The organism is Flavobacterium sp. J49 (genome assembly GCF_011742145.1).
GTDB lineage: Bacteria > Bacteroidota > Bacteroidia > Flavobacteriales > Flavobacteriaceae > Flavobacterium.
Map to the genome: position 1 here is coordinate 340,127 of NZ_JAAQQU010000104.1, position 17,343 is coordinate 357,469.

Consider the following 17,343-nt stretch of genomic DNA (forward strand, 5'->3'; position numbering starts at 1 on the left):
TCTTTTATTGTGTTGCAAATGTTAATTTAAAATGGCTGCAATTCCGGGTAAAACTTTTCCTTCTAACATTTCCAACATAGCGCCGCCGCCGGTGGAAACATAACTCATTTTGTCTTCTAGGCCAAACTGTTTTACCGCTGCAACTGAATCTCCTCCTCCTACGAGTGAAAAAGCGCCGTTTGCTGTTGATTCAGCGATATAATTTCCTAATGTAATGGTTCCTTTGGCAAAATTTTCCATTTCAAAAACACCTAATGGTCCGTTCCAAAGAATAGTTTTGGATTCCATAATCACTTGCTTGAAATTTTCTAACGATTTTGGACCGGCGTCTAAACCTTGCCATCCGTCAGGAATTTCGCGAACGTCAACTACTTGAGTATTGGCATCATTAGAAAACGCATCAGCTGCAATCACATCCACCGGAATATGTATCTGAACATTTTTTTCTTTGGCCAAACGCAAAATTTCTAAGGCCAAATCTTGTTTGTCATCTTCACAAATCGAATCTCCGATATTTCCACCCAAGGCTTTCACAAAAGTAAACGTCATTCCGCCGCCGATTATCATGTGGTCTACTTTGTCTAAAATATTTTCAATCACCGTAATTTTAGAAGACACTTTCGAACCTCCAAGTACTGCGGTTACCGGTTTTACTGAATTATTCAACACGCGGTTTAAACTGTCTATTTCTTTGGCCAAAAGCGTTCCAAAACATTTATGGGTTGGGAAAAACTTTGCTATAATCGTGGTTGATGCGTGCGCTCTGTGTGCTGTCCCGAAAGCATCATTCACATAAATATCGCCTAATGAAGCTAATTCTTTGGCAAAATTTTCATCTCCTGATTCTTCTTCGGCATAAAAACGAAGGTTTTCTAACAGTAAAACTTCGCCAGGCTTTAAATTTTTCGCTGCATTTTGAGCCATTTCACCTCTGCAATCTTCCGCAAAAAGAACCTTAACGCCTAAAACTTCTGATGTTTTTGCTACAATATGTCTTAATGAATATTGGTCTTGTTTTCCTTTGGGTCTTCCTAAATGTGACATCAAAATTACACTTCCTCCATCGGCTAAAATCTTATCTATAGTTGGCTTTGCGGCTTCAATTCGGTTAGCATCGGTAACCTTAAAATTCTCGTCTAACGGCACATTAAAATCAACTCTGATTATCGCTTTTTGGGCATGGAAATTAAAATCTTGAAGTGTTTTCATCTAAAATTTAAGTGGTTATGATTCCTTGCAAATATAATAAAATTTAATTTCATCGGTTAATTTTGTGCTTTTGTCGATGATTTTTAAGAAAAAATTAAGGCGTAAGCTATTTATTTTCAAATGGATAGTAAATAATTGTCTTTAACCTTACAGATTAGTAATGGTGTAAAATTTGAATTTGTTCCATGTTGATTGCTTTTCTTTTAGCCAAATATTTGCTCTATATTTGCTCTATGCAGTTTTCAGAAATACTCGGTCAGGATTACCTGAAAAAACACCTCGTTACCAGTGCTGTATCGGGAAGGATTCCACATGCTCAGTTGTTTGTTGGTCCGGAAGGCAGCGGAACTTTGGCCATGGCCATTGCTTATGCCCAATTTGTTCTGTGCAATAATACTGGCGCAGAAAACACCGGCGGAAATGAAAGTTGTAATTTGAAATTTCATTCGCTTTCCCATCCTGATTTGCATTTTATTTACCCTAATGTGGCCAACGAGGAGGTAAAATCAAAACCTAAAAGTGCTGACTTTATCAACGATTGGCGAGAGTTTGTCTTAAAAAATCCCTACGGAAGTTTATTTGACTGGTACAAACATTTAGGGGTTGAAAAAAAACAGGGAATGATTCGTGTGGAAGATGCACAAGACATCCTAAAATCATTGGCCTTAAAATCTTATGAAGGCGGTTATAAAATTATGATTGTTTGGATGGTGGAAAAAATGAATCTTGAAGCGTCTAATAAGCTTTTAAAGCTTTTGGAAGAACCACCGGAAAAAACACTGTTCATCCTGATTTCGGAGAATGAAGAAGAAATCATTCAAACCATTCGTTCGCGTTGTCAATCCTTGCATTTTGGGGCTTTACCGGAAGCTGTAATCGTCAAAGCCATGAGAGAACGGTTTTTTTTAGATGAATCTTCAGCCCTAAAAGTAGCGCATCTTTCTCAAGGAAATTACAACAAAGCCATCCATATTTTAAACAATGACAATAAGGATTTCCCTTTTGAAGAATGGTTTGTAGGTTGGGTCAGAGCTGCTTTCAGAGCCAAAGGAAATGCTGCGGCCATTCACGACTTGATCTCTTGGAGTGAGGAAGTGGCCGGCATCGGGAGAGAAGGTCAAAAACAGTTTTTGGCTTACTGTATTGATATGTTCCGTCAGGCACTATTGTTAAACTATCAGGCCGAAAAGTTAGTGTATTTAGATCCTGAAGTTGAAGGTTTTAAATTGGAAAAGTTTGCTCCTTTTGTGACCGGAAACAACATTAATGAAATTTTTAAGGAACTGTCGGATGCTTCTTATCACATTGAACGAAATGGCAATGCCAAAATCATATTGACTGATTTATCAATAAAATTAACGCGATTAATCCATAATAATTAAACCTATGAACAATACTGCTTCTATCTTAGTTTTGCTTTTTTTAGCGGTTACTTTTGTACAATCTGCTTATGATAAAGTCTTTGAATGGAAAGGAAATGTGGAGTGGCTTAAAGGTCATTTTGCCCAAACCATTTTAAAAAATTATGTCCCTTTGGCACTGTTTATTATCTTAGCGTTAGAACTAATCACCGGGATTTTCACCCTTGTTGGCTGTGTAGAATTAATGGTCAATGGCGGAAAAACGTATGGTAAATACGGTGCTATTTTTTCATCTGTAACATTGATATTATTGTTGTTAGGGCAACGATTAGCCAAAGATTATGATGGTGCCAGAACGATTGCGATTTATTTTGTGCCTTCTGTTTTAGCTGTTTGGTGGTTAAGTTAAACCACTTCTTTTGGCTGCTTGGAACATTTTTAATTCATCCCAAGTAAATTGATCACCATATTGTTCTTTCAAACCGCTCAAAGATTCTTCATTATATCCTTTGAACGCTTTGGATAATTCGGCTAATTTATCTTCCGGTAAAACATCGTGAATGGAAATGATTTCCGTTTCAATCAGTTTGGCCAAATGACTGCCAATCGTTTGAGGGGTTAACTTTCTGATGGTGGCAATTTCCTTGATGGAGTTTTTTTGCAACCACAATTCATAAGTTTCTTGAACCGTTGATTTTTTGGGTTCTTTAGTTTTTTTCTTTTTGGTATATCTTTCAATATCGTCTTCGTCTTCCACAAGCGTGACATTGAGGTTCTTGAATTCTTGTTTTATGGTTTCCAATTTGTTAACCCTGTAATTTCGAATCTCGTCTGAAGACAATTTTTCCTTTGAAATGGTTTCGCCTCTCAGTATGGTTTCTATTAATAATTTGGCTTTCATCAACCGCAAAACGGCTTTGATTTGGAGTTCTTCCAGTGCCAATAATTCTTCATAATAGGCTTTTGCTTTTTTGAGGCGTTGCACTTCTTCCAATTTCCAAAGAATTTCGGAAACCAAGTTGTCCATTGGCGGCAAAAAGTAGCTGAATGCGGCTTGAAATCTTTCGTTTATGAATTGAAAATCAAGTTCATCCGCAAATAATTTATTTAATTGAGAAATGAATTTTTTTGACGGATCAATTAGTTTTTCTATTTCTTCGGATTGTTTTTTGGCCCAAATAGCCTGTTTGGATTTTGCCGAAACGGTTGAGGCTTCATTATAACTGAATTGATGATTGCGCCATTCTTGCGCCAAGTCATTCCAATCAAAACTATTACTCAAATATTGGTGAATAAAAGCTTTGGTTTCCTGTTGCAAAGTGGTTTGAAGCATTGCTTTGGTGGCTTTATTCAACGAATAATCCATGACATCTTGATCATTTGAAATGCCATTCATTTGCAACGGTGAAAGCAAAATCAAGCCGTTTAACGAACGCAAACGCGAAAGTGCTACATAAGCTTGTCCCGGAAGAAAAACTTGTGATACATCGAGCGCAGCTTTGTCGAAAGTTAACCCTTGGCTTTTGTGAACCGTAATCGCCCAAGCCAATTTGATAGGATAATGGACAAACGTTCCCAAAACCTCTTCGTCTATTTCTTTGGTGTTTTCGTTTACGGTGTATCGGATGTTTTCCCATTCATATTTTTCAACTTCAATGGTTTTATTTTCATCTGGGAAATGAACAAGGATTTCTCTCTCGGAAAGCGATTTGATAATGCCCATTTTTCCGTTAAAGAATTTTTTCTCAAAGGACAAATCATTTTTAATGAACATGATTTGGGCGCCAATTTTCAATTCCAACTCTTGTTCCAAAGGGTAAATTTTATCCGGAAAGTCGCCTGTAATTTCAGCTTTATAACTTCTAGAATTTCCTTCTAAATCTATAAGCGATTGTGAATTAATATTGTCGGCTTTGGCATTATGCGTGGTTAAAATGATATAACCTTTATTGGTTTTCAAATCAAAATCAGGTTTTACAAATTGATTTAAAATTTGAATGTCATCCTTGGTAATCTTATTGTTTCGAAGATTATTTAAAACCGAAATAAAAGTGTCATCGGTTTGACGGAAAATGGTAGATAATTCAATATATAGCGGTGGGTTTTTTTCGATGACATGCGCGTGAAAAAAGAATTTTCCTTTGTAATAATTACGTAACGTTCGCCATTCTTCATCTCTGATTACCGGAGGTAATTGTAGCAAATCACCAATAAATAAAACTTGAATTCCTCCAAACGAACGATTGCTTTTCCTAACGGTCTGCATCATAAAATCCATCGCGTCTAATAAATCGGCGCGCAACATACTGACTTCATCAATAATCAGCAATTCCATATTTCGGATAACCGATTTCTTTAAACCACTCATTTTAAAGTGTCTGCGTAAAGTTAATCGGCTTTCAAACTTGGAATTTTCAGTAAATTGAGGCGCTGAATTATCGGGTAAAAATCCGCCAAAAGGCAATTGAAACATAGAATGAATCGTAACACCACCGGCATTTAAGGCCGCAATTCCTGTTGGTGCCACAACAACTGTGTTTTTATGTGTCGTTTTGATTATTTCTTTGAGCAATGTAGTCTTGCCCGTTCCTGCTTTTCCGGTTAAAAAAACAGATCGGTTGGTTTGGTTGATGAATTGCAAAACAAAATTTGCCTCGGCTGTTACTGATTTCATGGCTTGTAAGTTTTATAAGACACAAAGTTAAAGTATTGTATTTCAATACACAACAAAAAAACGCCTCAATTTTGAGGCGCTTTACAATCTTTTAAGTTGAAAAAGATATTATTTCTTGTCTTCTTTTTTGGCTTCCGGTTTTTCTTCTTTCTTGTCTGAAGATTTGTATTTGTCGTTAACCAATTTGATTATTTCTTTGGTAATATCATAACTGTCTTTAGCATACAAAATAGAGGGCGATGCATCACCGGATCCATAGATATAATCATAGCCTTTTTCTTTACCATAGTCTTTAATTATTTTTCTGTAGTTTTTCACTAAGGAATCCATTTCAACACCGCTTTCGTCTTGTAACTGTCTTAACATGGCTTGTTGTGCATAGCTTAATTCTTGCTCTCTTTGTTGTAATTCAGCACCTTTTTGTTGCGCCCAAACTTGTCCGTTTGCCTGGGCATTTTTTTGGAAATTGGCGGCCTCAGATTTGAAGCGATTAACCTCTACTTCCAATTGGCTTCCCATTACTTTGGATTTATCTTTGTATTTCTCACCGATATCTTTAGCCTCGGTTGATTCTTCCATTAGCATAGATGTGTCAATATAAGCGGTTTTGAAATCTTTGGTTTCTGTGGTTTTATTGCATGAAATTATGGAAATGGCCAATGCAAAAAGGATAACTGTTTTCTTACTCATGATTTTATAATTGATTTTTTGGTATTCGTGATTTTTCAATTTCATTATGATTTGATAAATTAATTTTCGATTTCAAAAGTATAAAAATAAACGGCAATAAGCTAACGATAAAAAAAGGTCAATTTAATGGAATATTGACCCAATAAGGTTTAATTATGGTTTAAATTAAAACGATAATCTGTTGCTATTGTTTTTGGTTTTAAATAAAGCGTTTTAAGCAAACTTCTCTTGTCCTTCTGCCAAATACACCTTTCTGTTGTTTTAAATTAAATAGCGTTCGTTTATTTGATTTTTATTGGTTTTTTATGATGTAAATATGTGAGGAATACTCTTTTGTTTTGTTTCCGTTCAAATTTGACTTCCAACCAACAAAAAAAGCTCTGATAAAATTCATGCGTCGTGATTTGTATTTTTCTGAAAGCAAGCTTACATAAAAGCTGTCAAATTTCATGGGTAAGACTTGAATCAATTTCATTTCTTTTTCTGCAAATAATTTTTCAATAGCCGTTTTAGAAAAATGCCAGATGTGTCTAGGAACATCAAATGCCGCCCAATACTTTCCGTAGAAATTAGCATCAAAAGATTTAAAATTGGGAACTGCTACAATTATGGTTCCTGTTGGTTTAATCAGTCTTTTTAATTCGGCCATGTATTCCTCCAAATTAGGAACGTGTTCTAAAACGTGCCACATGGTTATTACATCAAAAGAATGAGTTTCAAGTTCGGATAAGCTTTCTGCAAAATTCACTCCTTTTTGAATCGCTATTCCCTTTGCTTTTGAACTGGGTTCGACTCCTGTAATTTGCCATCCGTCATTTTTGGCCACCACCAAAAAATCTCCGGTTCCCGCACCAATGTCTAAAAGTTTTCCTTTGGGCGATTGTGCATTAATCAGTTTTAATTTGTTTTTTAGGGCTATGCCTTTAATAAAATGATAGGCTCTTTCAAACAAGGATCGCTTTCCATCGGTATGTGAAATATAATCGTCACTTTCGTAATAGCTTGGTAGTTTTTCTAAACTTGGCTTTGGAAATGTTATTAAGATGTCATATTCGGGATTGTGGTGTAGTTCGAAAATTTCTTTGGAAACCGAATAATCTCTAACTTTTTGAAAAAAAATATTGTTTTGAAAACTCATATAAACGCTTTATTGATAAGGCTTGACAAACTTAGTTTCACGTGGAACGTGATTATTATTAAATAGCTGAAATTAAAATTTATCTTCCCATATAAATTAATAAAACCGAAATGTCGGCCGGTGAAACGCCACTGATTCTGGAAGCTTGAGAAATAGTTACCGGACGAATGTTACTCAGTTTTTGTTTGGCTTCAATTGACATTGATTTGATTTTGTGATAATCGAAATTCTCGGGGATTTTAATGTCTTCTAATCGAATTAATTTTTCGGCATTATTTCTTTCTTTTTCAATATATCCCGAATACTTAACATGAATTTCAGCTTGCTCAATTATTTCTTTGTCCAAATCATTTTCTTGAATGTACTTTTGAACTTTGTCAAATTTCAAAATGTCATCCAATTCAATTTGCGGACGAGAAAACACTTTAAACATTTTATCAGATTGATTCATCGGTGCACTTTCCTTTTCTATTAAAATAGGATTCGCTTCTTCTTGGGTAACACTTGTTTCCTTAAAGAAAGTCACCATTTTTTCACTTTCATTGAATTTATGCTCCATTCTTCTCATCCTTTTTTCAGAAGCCAAGCCTATTTCGAAAGACTTTGGTGTTAATCTGAAATCCGCGTTGTCCTGACGCAATAGTGTTCTGTATTCAGCTCGAGAAGTAAACATGCGATAAGGCTCTTCTGTTCCTTTAGTGATTAAATCGTCGATTAAAACGCCAATATAGGCTTCATCACGACGTAGAATCATCGGCGCCATATCTTTTACTTTCAAAGCCGCGTTGATTCCGGCCATCATACCTTGGGAAGCCGCTTCTTCGTAACCGGTCGTTCCGTTAATCTGACCTGCAAAATACAATCCTTCCACCAGCTTTGTTTCTAAGGTGTGCTTCAATTGTGTTGGCGGAAAATAATCGTATTCAATAGCATAACCAGGACGGAAAAACTTAACTTTTTCAAAACCTTCTACAGATCGTAAAGCTTTAAACTGAATGTCTTCAGGTAAGGAAGTGGAAAATCCATTAACATAAACTTCGACTGTATTCCATCCTTCGGGTTCCACAAAAAGTTGGTGTCGCTCTTTATCCGCAAACCGGTTAATTTTATCTTCAATAGATGGGCAATATCTTGGACCTATACTTTTAATTCTTCCATTAAACATTGGTGAACGATCAAATCCTTCACGTAAAATATTGTGCACCTCGTTAGAAGTATAAGTCATATGACACAACATTTGATGCGACAAAGGTTTGGTTTCATCAGAATAAGAAAACTTATCCGGAATCAAATCTCCGGGTTCTTCACGCATTTTAGAATAATCCAAAGAGCGACCGTCAACTCGTGGCGGTGTTCCGGTTTTCATTCTTCCTGATTCGAAACCAACTTTAATTAAATCTTCCGTTATTCCATAGGCTGCACTTTCACCCGCTCTACCTCCGCCAAATTGTTTGTCTCCAATATGAATCAACCCGTTGAGAAAAGTACCGTTGGTTAGAACAACCGTTTTAGCCTTTATTTCAATTCCGAGAGAGGTTACAATCCCTTCAATTTTATTGTTCTTGATCAAAAGTCCTTTGACCATTTCCTGATAGAAATCGAGATTCTCTGTTCGCTCTAACATCAATCGCCACTCTTCTGCGAAACGCATTCTGTCGCTTTGAACTCTCGGCGACCACATAGCCGGTCCTTTTGATTTATTAAGCATTTTAAACTGCACTGCGGTTTTATCCGAAACAATTCCCGAATAACCTCCAAGCGCATCAATCTCTCGGACAATTTGCCCTTTGGCAATGCCTCCCATCGCCGGGTTACATGACATCTGTGCGATGTTCTGCAAACTCATCGTGACCAATAAGGTTTTGCAACCTAAATTGGCCGAGGCCGCTGCCGCTTCACAACCCGCATGTCCTGCGCCAACTACTATAGTATCGTACTTTTCTAAAAACATTTTAATTTTGTTTCACGTGGAACATCTTCATTTTCTCTTCTTCCTTTTCGCGCATTAATTGTTCGTCTTGTTCGGACTTGTCCTTGTAACCACAATAATGTAAAACACCATGCACCATCACTCGTCTTAATTCATCTTCAAAAGAAACATTAAAATCAGCAGCGTTCTCTTGAACTCTTTCTATGGAAATGAAAATATCTCCATGTAGCTCATTTCCTATAGAATAATCAAAACTGATGATGTCTGTAAGCGTGTCATGATGGAGGTATTGTTGGTTTATTTCCAACAAATAATCATCATCGCAGAAGATGTAGTTGATTTCGCCTTCGTTCTTTATTTCGGAGCTAATGACTTTGGAAAGCCAATCAGCATAAACCGTTTCATTGTCTAAATTGAAATCTGACTCGTAATTGAAACTAATCATTTTTTATAAAATATTCTTGAACCTTTTGGTTAAAATTGGAGCGCAAAGGTAAGCTTTGTCTATTTAAAATTTCAATACTATTTAAATATTCTTGAAGCTTGCTCGGAAGCGCATTGGCTTGATTACTAAATTCTTTCTTATTCGTTTCTGATTGTCGTTTTTTGTCTTCGCCTTGTTGTTGTAAAGCCTTTTCTAATTTCAATAATTCATACTTAACATTTAGAATTTTTTGCAAGGTTTCGTTATTGAAGCCTTTATTCAATAATTGCTTTTCAATTTGTTTCATTTGATTCAAGGTATTTTGACCATTACCTCCAAGTCCTTGTTTCTTTAATTCCTTTTCTAAAGCTTCTCGCAATTGTTGCTGCTCTTTGTAAATTTCCATTATGGCTTTGGCGTCACCTTCTCCATCTTGTCCTTCTTCACCTCCTTTTTCATTTCCTTGGCTTTGACCGGATTTACCACCTTGTTGGCCCTTGCCTCCTTTGTTGCCTTGTTGGCCTTCGCCGGATTTGTCCCCTTCTTTGCCCTCTTGACCTTCGCCAGGTTTATCTCCTTTCTTCATGCCTTTTTTCATCTTTTCGCCCAGTCCTTCTTGCTTCTTAATGATATCGGGTAATTGCATCCCGGAGCCTTGTCCTTGACCTGGTTTTGGTTTTCCTTGTCCTTGTCCTTGCATTTGCATCTGCATTTGCATGCCATTGAGAATGTCACTCAACATATCGGCTAATTTATTTGAAGAAGAAACAGCGTATTGTTGGTGTGAATTACCTTTTGCGACATTGGCTTCAGCTAAATTATCTAAAGCTTTGTCAACGTTATACTGAACATTTCCGATTTCTTTAGTTACATCCTCAGCGATTTTTGGATTGCGCAAAGACATCGCAAACAAACTGTCATCCACATGTTTGAACTGTTGTTTTAAATCTTGCTGAATTTTTAAATTCTTATTAAACGATGGCGCTCCTCGTTTCAGGTTTTTAAACTGTTTCATTACATCTTCCTGAGAGAAAGAATAAGCCAAAAGATTGTCTAAAATTTGTCTTAACATAGCAACATCTTCTTCCATTTGCTCCATATCACCCGATTGCATTTGCTCCATCATTTGTTGGCTCATTTGCTTCATCTTTTTGGAAGCGCTCTTTTGCTTTGGTTTGGCCTTGTCTTTTTGTTGCTTTTGCAATTGGTCTTTGGCATTCTTTAAATCTTCGTCTATGCTTTTCTCCTTTTCATCTGTATTTGGCAACTCCATAGGAGATTTTAATTCCTTATTGTCTTTGTCTAACTCATTCAATTCTTCTTGAAGTTTGTCAAACTCATTATTGATGTCTTCCTGCTTTTCGGCATTGTTTTCCTCATTCTTATCGGCTAATTTTTCTTGCTTTTCAGCTAGTTTATCAAGTTTATCCGCAATTTGTTCCGCTTTCTTCTCTATGTAATAACGCTTAGTTAATTCCACCAATTGTTCCAAACTCTTGGTCTGGTTTTTGCTGGCTTGCTGGAATTTTTGCATCTTTTCAAACAACTCTTCTTTACTGATTTTATCATTCAGTTTTTGAAGTTCATCTAATAGTTTTTGATTTTTTTCTAATTCCTCTTTGGTTTTCTCTAAACGCTCTTGCAAGAGCTCTTTCTTCTCATCTTTTTTCTCGGTTTTGAATTGCTCCAAATTGTCTTTCATCTTCTCTGAAAACTCTTTCATCAATTCATCCTGTTGTTTCTGACGTTGGATAAAATCGTTAACTTTTTGTTGTTCTTTGTAATCCAAATTGTTTTTCTCTTTGCCCATTTTTTGCAGTTTTTCCATTTCGGATAATTGCTTGTCTTGCGCTTTTAAAGATTTAGCCAATGAATTAATATTGTCGTTTTGCTGTTGTAGCATTTCGTCTTGCTTCTCTGTTTCAGTGGCAATTCGGTTGCTGAATACAGAAGATTTGGTGCTTTTCAAACCGTGAATCGCATCGTTGTCAAAAATCTCAAAATAATATTCATACGAAACGCCTTCCTCTACCGGAAGATTACTCGGGAACGAAAACACAAACTGGTCATAAACATCTTTCTTGACGTTTATAAATGCTTTTTTAGCGCTGTTTGGCGTGTCTTTTGGATAATAGACAATTTGTAGTTTTGATAGTCCGTAATCGTCGGAAACTTGTCCTAGTACGTAATTCTTATTGACTTTCAAACTATCCGGTGCGTTGTTAACTGTTATCGTTGGGAATTGGTCTTTGATGACAGAAATCTGATAATTCAATTTCTCGTAGTTCAGGACCTTATTGTTGGACGTTAGAATTTGATAATCTACATTTTGAAGGATGCTTTTTGATAACGTAAACACATTGTCTTGTTTAGCAAAAGCAAAACGATTGTTGGCATTCACCCAATCCACTTTTTGAGTAGCTAAGGTGTTCATTCGCCAGGTAACTTTGGTTCCTTCGGGAATAATGGCGTTTCCGGTTCCTTTAATGACTTCAGATTTTTTATTTAAATAACCCGGGAAATTCAAGACCATTTCAAAGTTGGCAATCGATGGAACGGTTACCACTTTCAATTCATAATCATGAGAAGAAACGTCATTGGCTTCGATATGAAACTCTAAATCTTCGGAAGGCTTTGGAATGACAAACTGGAATTCACCGGCCTTGTTGCTCTCCATAAAATAGCTTTCCTCACCAATAAAAATCATGGCATTCTCGGGAAAAACTTTACCAACGGTTTTTACTTTTAATAAAAAGTCTTTGTTTTGTTCAGTTTGTAAATTATCATTCACTACCACGAATTCGAATGGTGCCGGTGGCAAAAACTGCTGTTTAAAATGCACCACACGATTCAAACTTTGAGACAAAATATCGCCCTTGCCTGAAATCAGAAAAAACAAAAAGAATAAAATCGGAATAACCGCTAACGGTAAATATTTCTTATTCTTGCCTAAATTGATGGCGTTGCCAAAAGGTATAGGTTGCAAGGTGTTTGCCTTTTGTTCAATCGATGCCAAAAGTAACTCTGACTTATTTTGGTCTTGGGATAGTTGTAAAAAATTGGTCAGCCTGTCACCTACTTCACTGAAATGGTTTCCGATGATGTTTGAAGCTTGGTTGTAATCAATTCCTTTTTGGAGTTTAAAAAGTTTGAAAAGCGGAAATAATATAAATCGCAACAGCAGAAACAATTCCACAGCAATGAAAACCAAGAAAAGTATTGTTCTGGCTGTAGGTTTCAACCACAGAAAATATTCCACAAAAAGGGTGAAGATAAAATACAACAATCCTAAGCCTACGAAAAATATCGTTCCACGCAGCAATTCATTGGTATAAAACTTCCGAATAAAGTCTTCTAACTTTTGATAAATAAGGGTTGATTTTTCCACTTTTTAGCCAATCTTTTTTATAACCGATAAATGTACAATTTTTGGCGAATAACCAACGTTAAAAATTTGCCAATGAAAAAGTGCTGAAAATGACCGTTTAAAGCTGGTGAAAAACTTCCAACTTCTGACTATCTTTGCACCAAAATTTTATTAAAATGTCAAGACCTGTTAGAGTTCGTTTTGCCCCAAGTCCGACCGGACCATTGCACATTGGTGGCGTGAGAACCGCTTTATTTAATTATTTATTTGCCAAAAAACATAACGGTGTTTTCTATTTGCGAGTTGAAGATACCGACCAAAATCGCTTTGTTCCCGGAGCCGAACAATACATCTTTGAAGCTTTAGAATGGCTAGGCATTGCGCCAAGCGAAACTGTTGGTAAGAATGAAAAATTCGGTCCGTACCGTCAAAGCGAGAGAAAACCGTTGTACAAACAATACGCTGATCAGTTGGTTAATTCAGGTTGGGCTTATTATGCTTTTGACACGGCTGAAGCTTTGGATGCACACAGAAAACAACACGAAGAGCAAGGGAAAACCTTTATTTACAATTGGCACAACCGTGAAAAACTGGATACTTCATTAGTTATTTCAAAGGAAGAAACCGAGAAAAGAATCGCGGCTGGAGAAGCTTATGTCATTCGTTTTAAAACACCGGTGAATGAGACTTTGCATTTACATGACATCATTCGTGGAGATATTAATTTTGAAACTAATTTGTTAGACGACAAAGTTTTGTTCAAGTCCGACGGAATGCCAACTTATCATTTGGCGAATATAGTCGATGATCATTTGATGGAAACGTCACATGTAATTCGCGGTGAAGAATGGTTGCCATCAATGCCGTTACATAGTTTATTATACAAAGCTTTCGGTTGGGAAGCGCCTGAATTTGCACATTTACCCTTAATTCTAAAACCAATTGGTAACGGAAAATTATCCAAACGCGATGGCGACAAAATGGGCTTTCCGGTATTTCCATTAGAATGGAAAAGTGAAGAAGGCATTTCCTCCGGTTACAGAGAAAAAGGATTTTTCCCGGAAGCTGTGGTTAACTTTTTGGCACTATTAGGCTGGAATGACGGAACTGAACAGGAATTATTTTCCTTAGAAGAATTGGCTGAAAAATTTGATTTGAATCGTGTTCACAAAGCCGGAGCCAAATTTGACCCGGAGAAAAACAAATGGTTCAACCACCAATATTTGCAAAAACAAAGTGATGAAAGTTTGGCAGAAGCCTTTGCTCCTACTTTGATTGAAAAAGGAATTACAATTGAAAGCGATAAACTGATTAGAATCGTTTCTTCGATAAAAGAACGCGCTAATTTCGTTTCAGAATTTTGGGATTTAGCCGATTATTTCTTTGTAGCACCAACATCGTATGATGAAAAAGCCGCTAAGAATTGGGCAGCAGAAACGCCGAATTTAATGCAACAATTGATTTCTGTTTTGGAAAACGTGGGCGAATTTAGTTCTGCCAATATTGAAACGATTGTCAAAGATTGGATGACTAAAAACGAAATCGGAATGGGGAAAGTGATGCAGCCGTTTCGTTTGAGTTTGGTTGGCGCTTTGAAAGGTCCGCATCTTTTTGACATCGTGGAATTGATTGGAAAAGAAGAAACCATCAAGCGATTGGAGAAAGCAATTGCTACATTATAAAAAAAGTCCCGAATCATTCGGGACTTTTTTATTAGAAGTAAAAAATAATATTTCCGTTCACCACCGAAGCATTACCTTTAAAATCGCCATCAATCTTCCCAAACATATTATTGATTCCGTATTGATAAGTAACATTCAGTCTAACGTTTCTAACACCGGCTGTTAAACCAACTACGGGATAAATCGTGACATTGCTGATATCGGTCAAATCTTTGGCTAAAACCGTTGGATTACCTTTGACAATATAATCTTCATCGGTTTCCTCAATCGCTAATTTGCCGTTGATTTGAACCATTGGGCCAAACTCGACACTCAAATGGTTTTCTATAAACTTATAACTCAACTGAAAAGTTACATTGGCACAAGACAATTTATAATTGGTTTCTCTTTCGCTCATCAATTGGTTTAAAGTTACTACTTTGAAATTATACTCGCTAAACTGCAAACCATAAATAGCATCCCAATCGTTAAAGGCATTTCCTCGCATAGAAAGGCCAATGTTCCAACCATCACCGGGTTTGGTTTCGAAATCTGAAGTTTTTAAATTGAATTGATTTAATCCTAAGGTTATTCCAATCATGTTGGAATCTCTGTAGCCATACTGTGCGTTCCCAACTGTTGCGACAAACAACAAAAGAACGATAAGATTTTTGTTCATGAAATGATGACAGTTAATTTGTAACAAACATACATATATTTCGTATAAACACTGTATTAACAATTTAAATAATCAAAAATGGATATTTTTTTAATTGCCTTTCTGGTCTTCGGACTTTTTGTATTGTTCTCTTCTTTTTTTACGGTAAAGCAACAAACCGCTGTTATCATTGAACGTTTTGGGAAATTTTTGAGTATCCGACAATCCGGACTTCATTTAAAAATTCCTTTAATTGACAGAATTGCCGGTCGTGTGAATTTGAAAATTCAACAATTGGATGTGATTATTGAAACCAAAACCAAGGATAACGTATTCGTAAAACTAAAAGTTTCTGTACAGTTTATGGTCGTAAAAGATACCGTTTACGATGCTTTTTATAAATTAGAATATCCGCATGATCAAATCACTTCTTATGTATTTGACGTGGTTCGTGCCGAAGTACCAAAATTGATTTTGGATGATGTATTCGAAAGAAAAGACGATATCGCCATTGCGGTAAAAAGAGAATTGAATGAAGCCATGACGACCTATGGTTATACGATCATCAATACTTTGGTGACCGATATTGATCCGGATATTCAAGTAAAAAATGCGATGAACCGAATCAATGCGGCCGATAGAGAAAAAACGGTAGCTGAATTTGAAGCAGAAGCCTCTAGAATCAGAATTGTAGCCAAAGCCAAAGCTGAAGCAGAAAGCAAACGCTTACAAGGACAAGGTATCGCCGACCAAAGAAGAGAAATCGCAAAAGGTTTAGTAGAAAGTGTGGATGTTTTAAATAAAGTTGGGATCAATTCCCAAGAAGCTTCGGCTTTGATTGTGGTAACGCAACACTATGATACTTTACAGGCTATTGGCGCTGATACCAATTCGAATTTGATTTTGTTGCCTAATTCACCACAAGCCGGAAGCGACATGTTAAACAATATGGTGGCGAGTTTTACCGCAAGTAATCAAGTGGGGGAAGCAATGAAAAGAGCGGACAGTACCAAAAGAGTGAAAAATTTGAAACAAAAAAATAACGATGAATACTTCACTGAAGAAAATGAAGATAATCAGTAAATTTTGTTTTAAAAAATAAAAAAAGAGGCTTAATCGCCTCTTTTTCTATTTATAAACCAACTGATGGCATATGGAATCAATAGCTTTAAAATCATACCAAAAGTTCCTGAAAAAATCTTTTTGTAAACCGAATAAAAACCTTCTAGAGGTTCAGATGGAAGTATACTTTCCTTGGTTTTATCAAAGCTGAGCTTCATTTTCTGATAATAGATTTCCTTTTCCAATTTCAGGATTTCTAAATCGTGCTCGATTTCGGCGTAGGATGAATATTTTTTTGTTCCCATAATTTAGTCGTTAAAGAATATTTCTGAGAACTTCTCTAAAATTGGTCCTTCGACAATTTTGTCTTTGACTAAAAATAAAAGCATCGCCAAAACCAAATAAATTCCGGCCACAGCTAAAAATCCTAACGGATAACTATCAAACATTTTACCTAAAGCCAAGGCACCGGCAATCGAAACAAAAAGTAAAACAATAGTCAGGCAAAGGGCAATCAACATAAATTTGACCATCAAAGTCGTTGACTTCATAGCCACTTTAAAACCCCAAAGTTTATAGTAAGCGATACTGCTTTCCATATAAGCTTTGGCATTTTCCTGAATGTCTTCTACATTTTCTTTGATTTCTTCAAAAGCCATTATTTCTGCAATTTGGCGTTTTGCTTTTTAAGCTCGGCTAATTTCTCTTCTAAAAAAGAAATGGCTTCTTCGGCTTTATAACTCGATTTTGAAAGTAAATTTTCAACCGTTTCTTTTAGCTCGTCTTTTGAATGAGAAAATTTTTCTTTGGCTTCTTCTTCAAAAGAACTGAACTTCGATTTGGCTTGGTCTTTTAAATCATCAAAACTGTTTTTAATTTTTTCTCTTGTCTTTGACCCTTTATCAGGTGCAAATAAAATTCCGATACCAACACCAATGGCTGCACCGGCCAAAAGTGCCAAAATGCTATCTCCTGTTCTACTAGACATAATTTTGAATTTTTAATTTTATTAAAGTTACGAAAATTTTGCTGAAAAGCTGTTAAGAGTGCGTTAAACAGTAGAAATTCATTTTAAAGCGATTTAAAAGCAGTTTGCTTCCTTTCTTATAAATTGACATTCCGAATTTTCAAAAATCCAACAAATTCAATTTATGAAGGCTGATTTTAAT

15 protein-coding genes are annotated in these 17,343 nt (G+C 36.1%); 4 read left to right on the forward strand and 11 right to left on the reverse strand.

All coding sequences use genetic code 11. From position 1 onward, the window contains the following. Nucleotides 1–21 precede the first annotated feature (21 nt). Nucleotides 22–1,209 (reverse strand): phosphoglycerate kinase, encoded by a 1,188-nt coding sequence (gene pgk, locus HA632_RS08045; RefSeq protein ID WP_176306677.1) that lies wholly within the window; start codon nt 1,207–1,209, stop codon nt 22–24. Nucleotides 1,210–1,442: 233 nt separating this feature from the next. On the opposite strand from pgk, the gene HA632_RS08050 reads away from it, so the two are divergent. Both HA632_RS08050 and HA632_RS08055 read left to right on the forward strand, forming a co-directional pair. Further along, complete coding sequence (locus HA632_RS08050) at nt 1,443–2,591, forward strand: DNA polymerase III subunit delta' (RefSeq protein ID WP_176306678.1); 1,149 nt, start codon at nt 1,443–1,445, stop codon at nt 2,589–2,591. Between the two features lie 4 nt (nt 2,592–2,595). Further along, nucleotides 2,596–2,979: a DoxX family membrane protein gene (locus HA632_RS08055; protein ID WP_176306679.1), complete on the forward strand. Its 384-nt coding sequence runs from the start codon at nt 2,596–2,598 to the stop codon at nt 2,977–2,979. Here the strand turns inward: HA632_RS08055 and HA632_RS08060 are convergent. From HA632_RS08060 to HA632_RS08085, 6 genes are all read right to left on the reverse strand, one after another. Further along, entirely contained in the window at nt 2,971–5,244 is a 2,274-nt protein-coding gene (locus HA632_RS08060; protein ID WP_176306680.1) for a helix-turn-helix domain-containing protein, read from the reverse strand. The two genes, HA632_RS08055 and HA632_RS08060, sit on opposite strands and share 9 nt — an antisense overlap. Nucleotides 5,245–5,352: 108 nt before the next feature. Continuing rightward, complete coding sequence (locus HA632_RS08065) at nt 5,353–5,934, reverse strand: OmpH family outer membrane protein (RefSeq protein ID WP_176307164.1); 582 nt, start codon at nt 5,932–5,934, stop codon at nt 5,353–5,355. 292 nt (nt 5,935–6,226) lie between these two features. Then, on the reverse strand, nt 6,227–7,072 hold the full coding sequence (locus HA632_RS08070; RefSeq protein ID WP_176306681.1) for a bifunctional 2-polyprenyl-6-hydroxyphenol methylase/3-demethylubiquinol 3-O-methyltransferase UbiG: 846 nt from the start codon (nt 7,070–7,072) through the stop codon (nt 6,227–6,229). A gap of 79 nt (nt 7,073–7,151) precedes the next feature. Beyond that, entirely contained in the window at nt 7,152–9,023 is a 1,872-nt protein-coding gene (gene mnmG, locus HA632_RS08075; RefSeq protein WP_176306682.1) for a tRNA uridine-5-carboxymethylaminomethyl(34) synthesis enzyme MnmG, read from the reverse strand. A 1-nt stretch (nt 9,024) separates the two neighbouring features. After that, entirely contained in the window at nt 9,025–9,447 is a 423-nt protein-coding gene (ybeY, locus tag HA632_RS08080; RefSeq protein ID WP_176306683.1) for an rRNA maturation RNase YbeY, read from the reverse strand. Further along, the gene (locus tag HA632_RS08085; protein WP_176306684.1) at nt 9,440–12,814 is read right to left on the reverse strand and encodes a DUF4175 family protein; all 3,375 of its coding nucleotides are present in this window, start codon (nt 12,812–12,814) and stop codon (nt 9,440–9,442) included. The genes ybeY and HA632_RS08085 overlap by 8 nt, the downstream gene beginning before the upstream one ends. 155 nt (nt 12,815–12,969) lie before the next feature. Between HA632_RS08085 and gltX the strand changes: the two genes are divergently transcribed. Then, on the forward strand, nt 12,970–14,475 hold the full coding sequence (gene gltX, locus HA632_RS08090) for a glutamate--tRNA ligase (RefSeq protein WP_176306685.1): 1,506 nt from the start codon (nt 12,970–12,972) through the stop codon (nt 14,473–14,475). Between the two features lie 31 nt (nt 14,476–14,506). Here the strand turns inward: gltX and HA632_RS08095 are convergent, their stop codons facing one another. Continuing rightward, nucleotides 14,507–15,133, reverse strand: a complete 627-nt coding sequence (locus HA632_RS08095) for a PorT family protein (protein WP_176306686.1) — start codon at nt 15,131–15,133, stop codon at nt 14,507–14,509. 78 nt (nt 15,134–15,211) lie between these two features. On the opposite strand from HA632_RS08095, the gene HA632_RS08100 reads away from it, so the two are divergent. Next, nucleotides 15,212–16,195 carry an SPFH domain-containing protein gene (locus tag HA632_RS08100; RefSeq protein WP_176306687.1) on the forward strand — a complete coding sequence of 328 codons (984 nt, stop codon included), beginning with the start codon at nt 15,212–15,214 and terminating at the stop codon, nt 16,193–16,195. A 29-nt stretch (nt 16,196–16,224) separates the two neighbouring features. Here HA632_RS08100 and HA632_RS08105 read toward each other — a convergent pair whose 3' ends face one another. From HA632_RS08105 to HA632_RS08115, 3 genes are read right to left on the reverse strand one after another with little or no spacing between them, the layout of a single operon-like run. Further along, on the reverse strand, nt 16,225–16,479 hold the full coding sequence (locus HA632_RS08105; protein ID WP_176306688.1) for a DUF6327 family protein: 255 nt from the start codon (nt 16,477–16,479) through the stop codon (nt 16,225–16,227). A gap of 3 nt (nt 16,480–16,482) precedes the next feature. Beyond that, complete coding sequence (locus HA632_RS08110) at nt 16,483–16,833, reverse strand: competence protein (protein ID WP_171221274.1); 351 nt, start codon at nt 16,831–16,833, stop codon at nt 16,483–16,485. Then, the gene (locus HA632_RS08115) at nt 16,833–17,162 is read right to left on the reverse strand and encodes a YtxH domain-containing protein (RefSeq protein ID WP_176306689.1); all 330 of its coding nucleotides are present in this window, start codon (nt 17,160–17,162) and stop codon (nt 16,833–16,835) included. Before HA632_RS08115 ends, HA632_RS08110 begins: the two co-directional genes overlap by 1 nt. Nucleotides 17,163–17,343 lie beyond the last annotated feature (181 nt).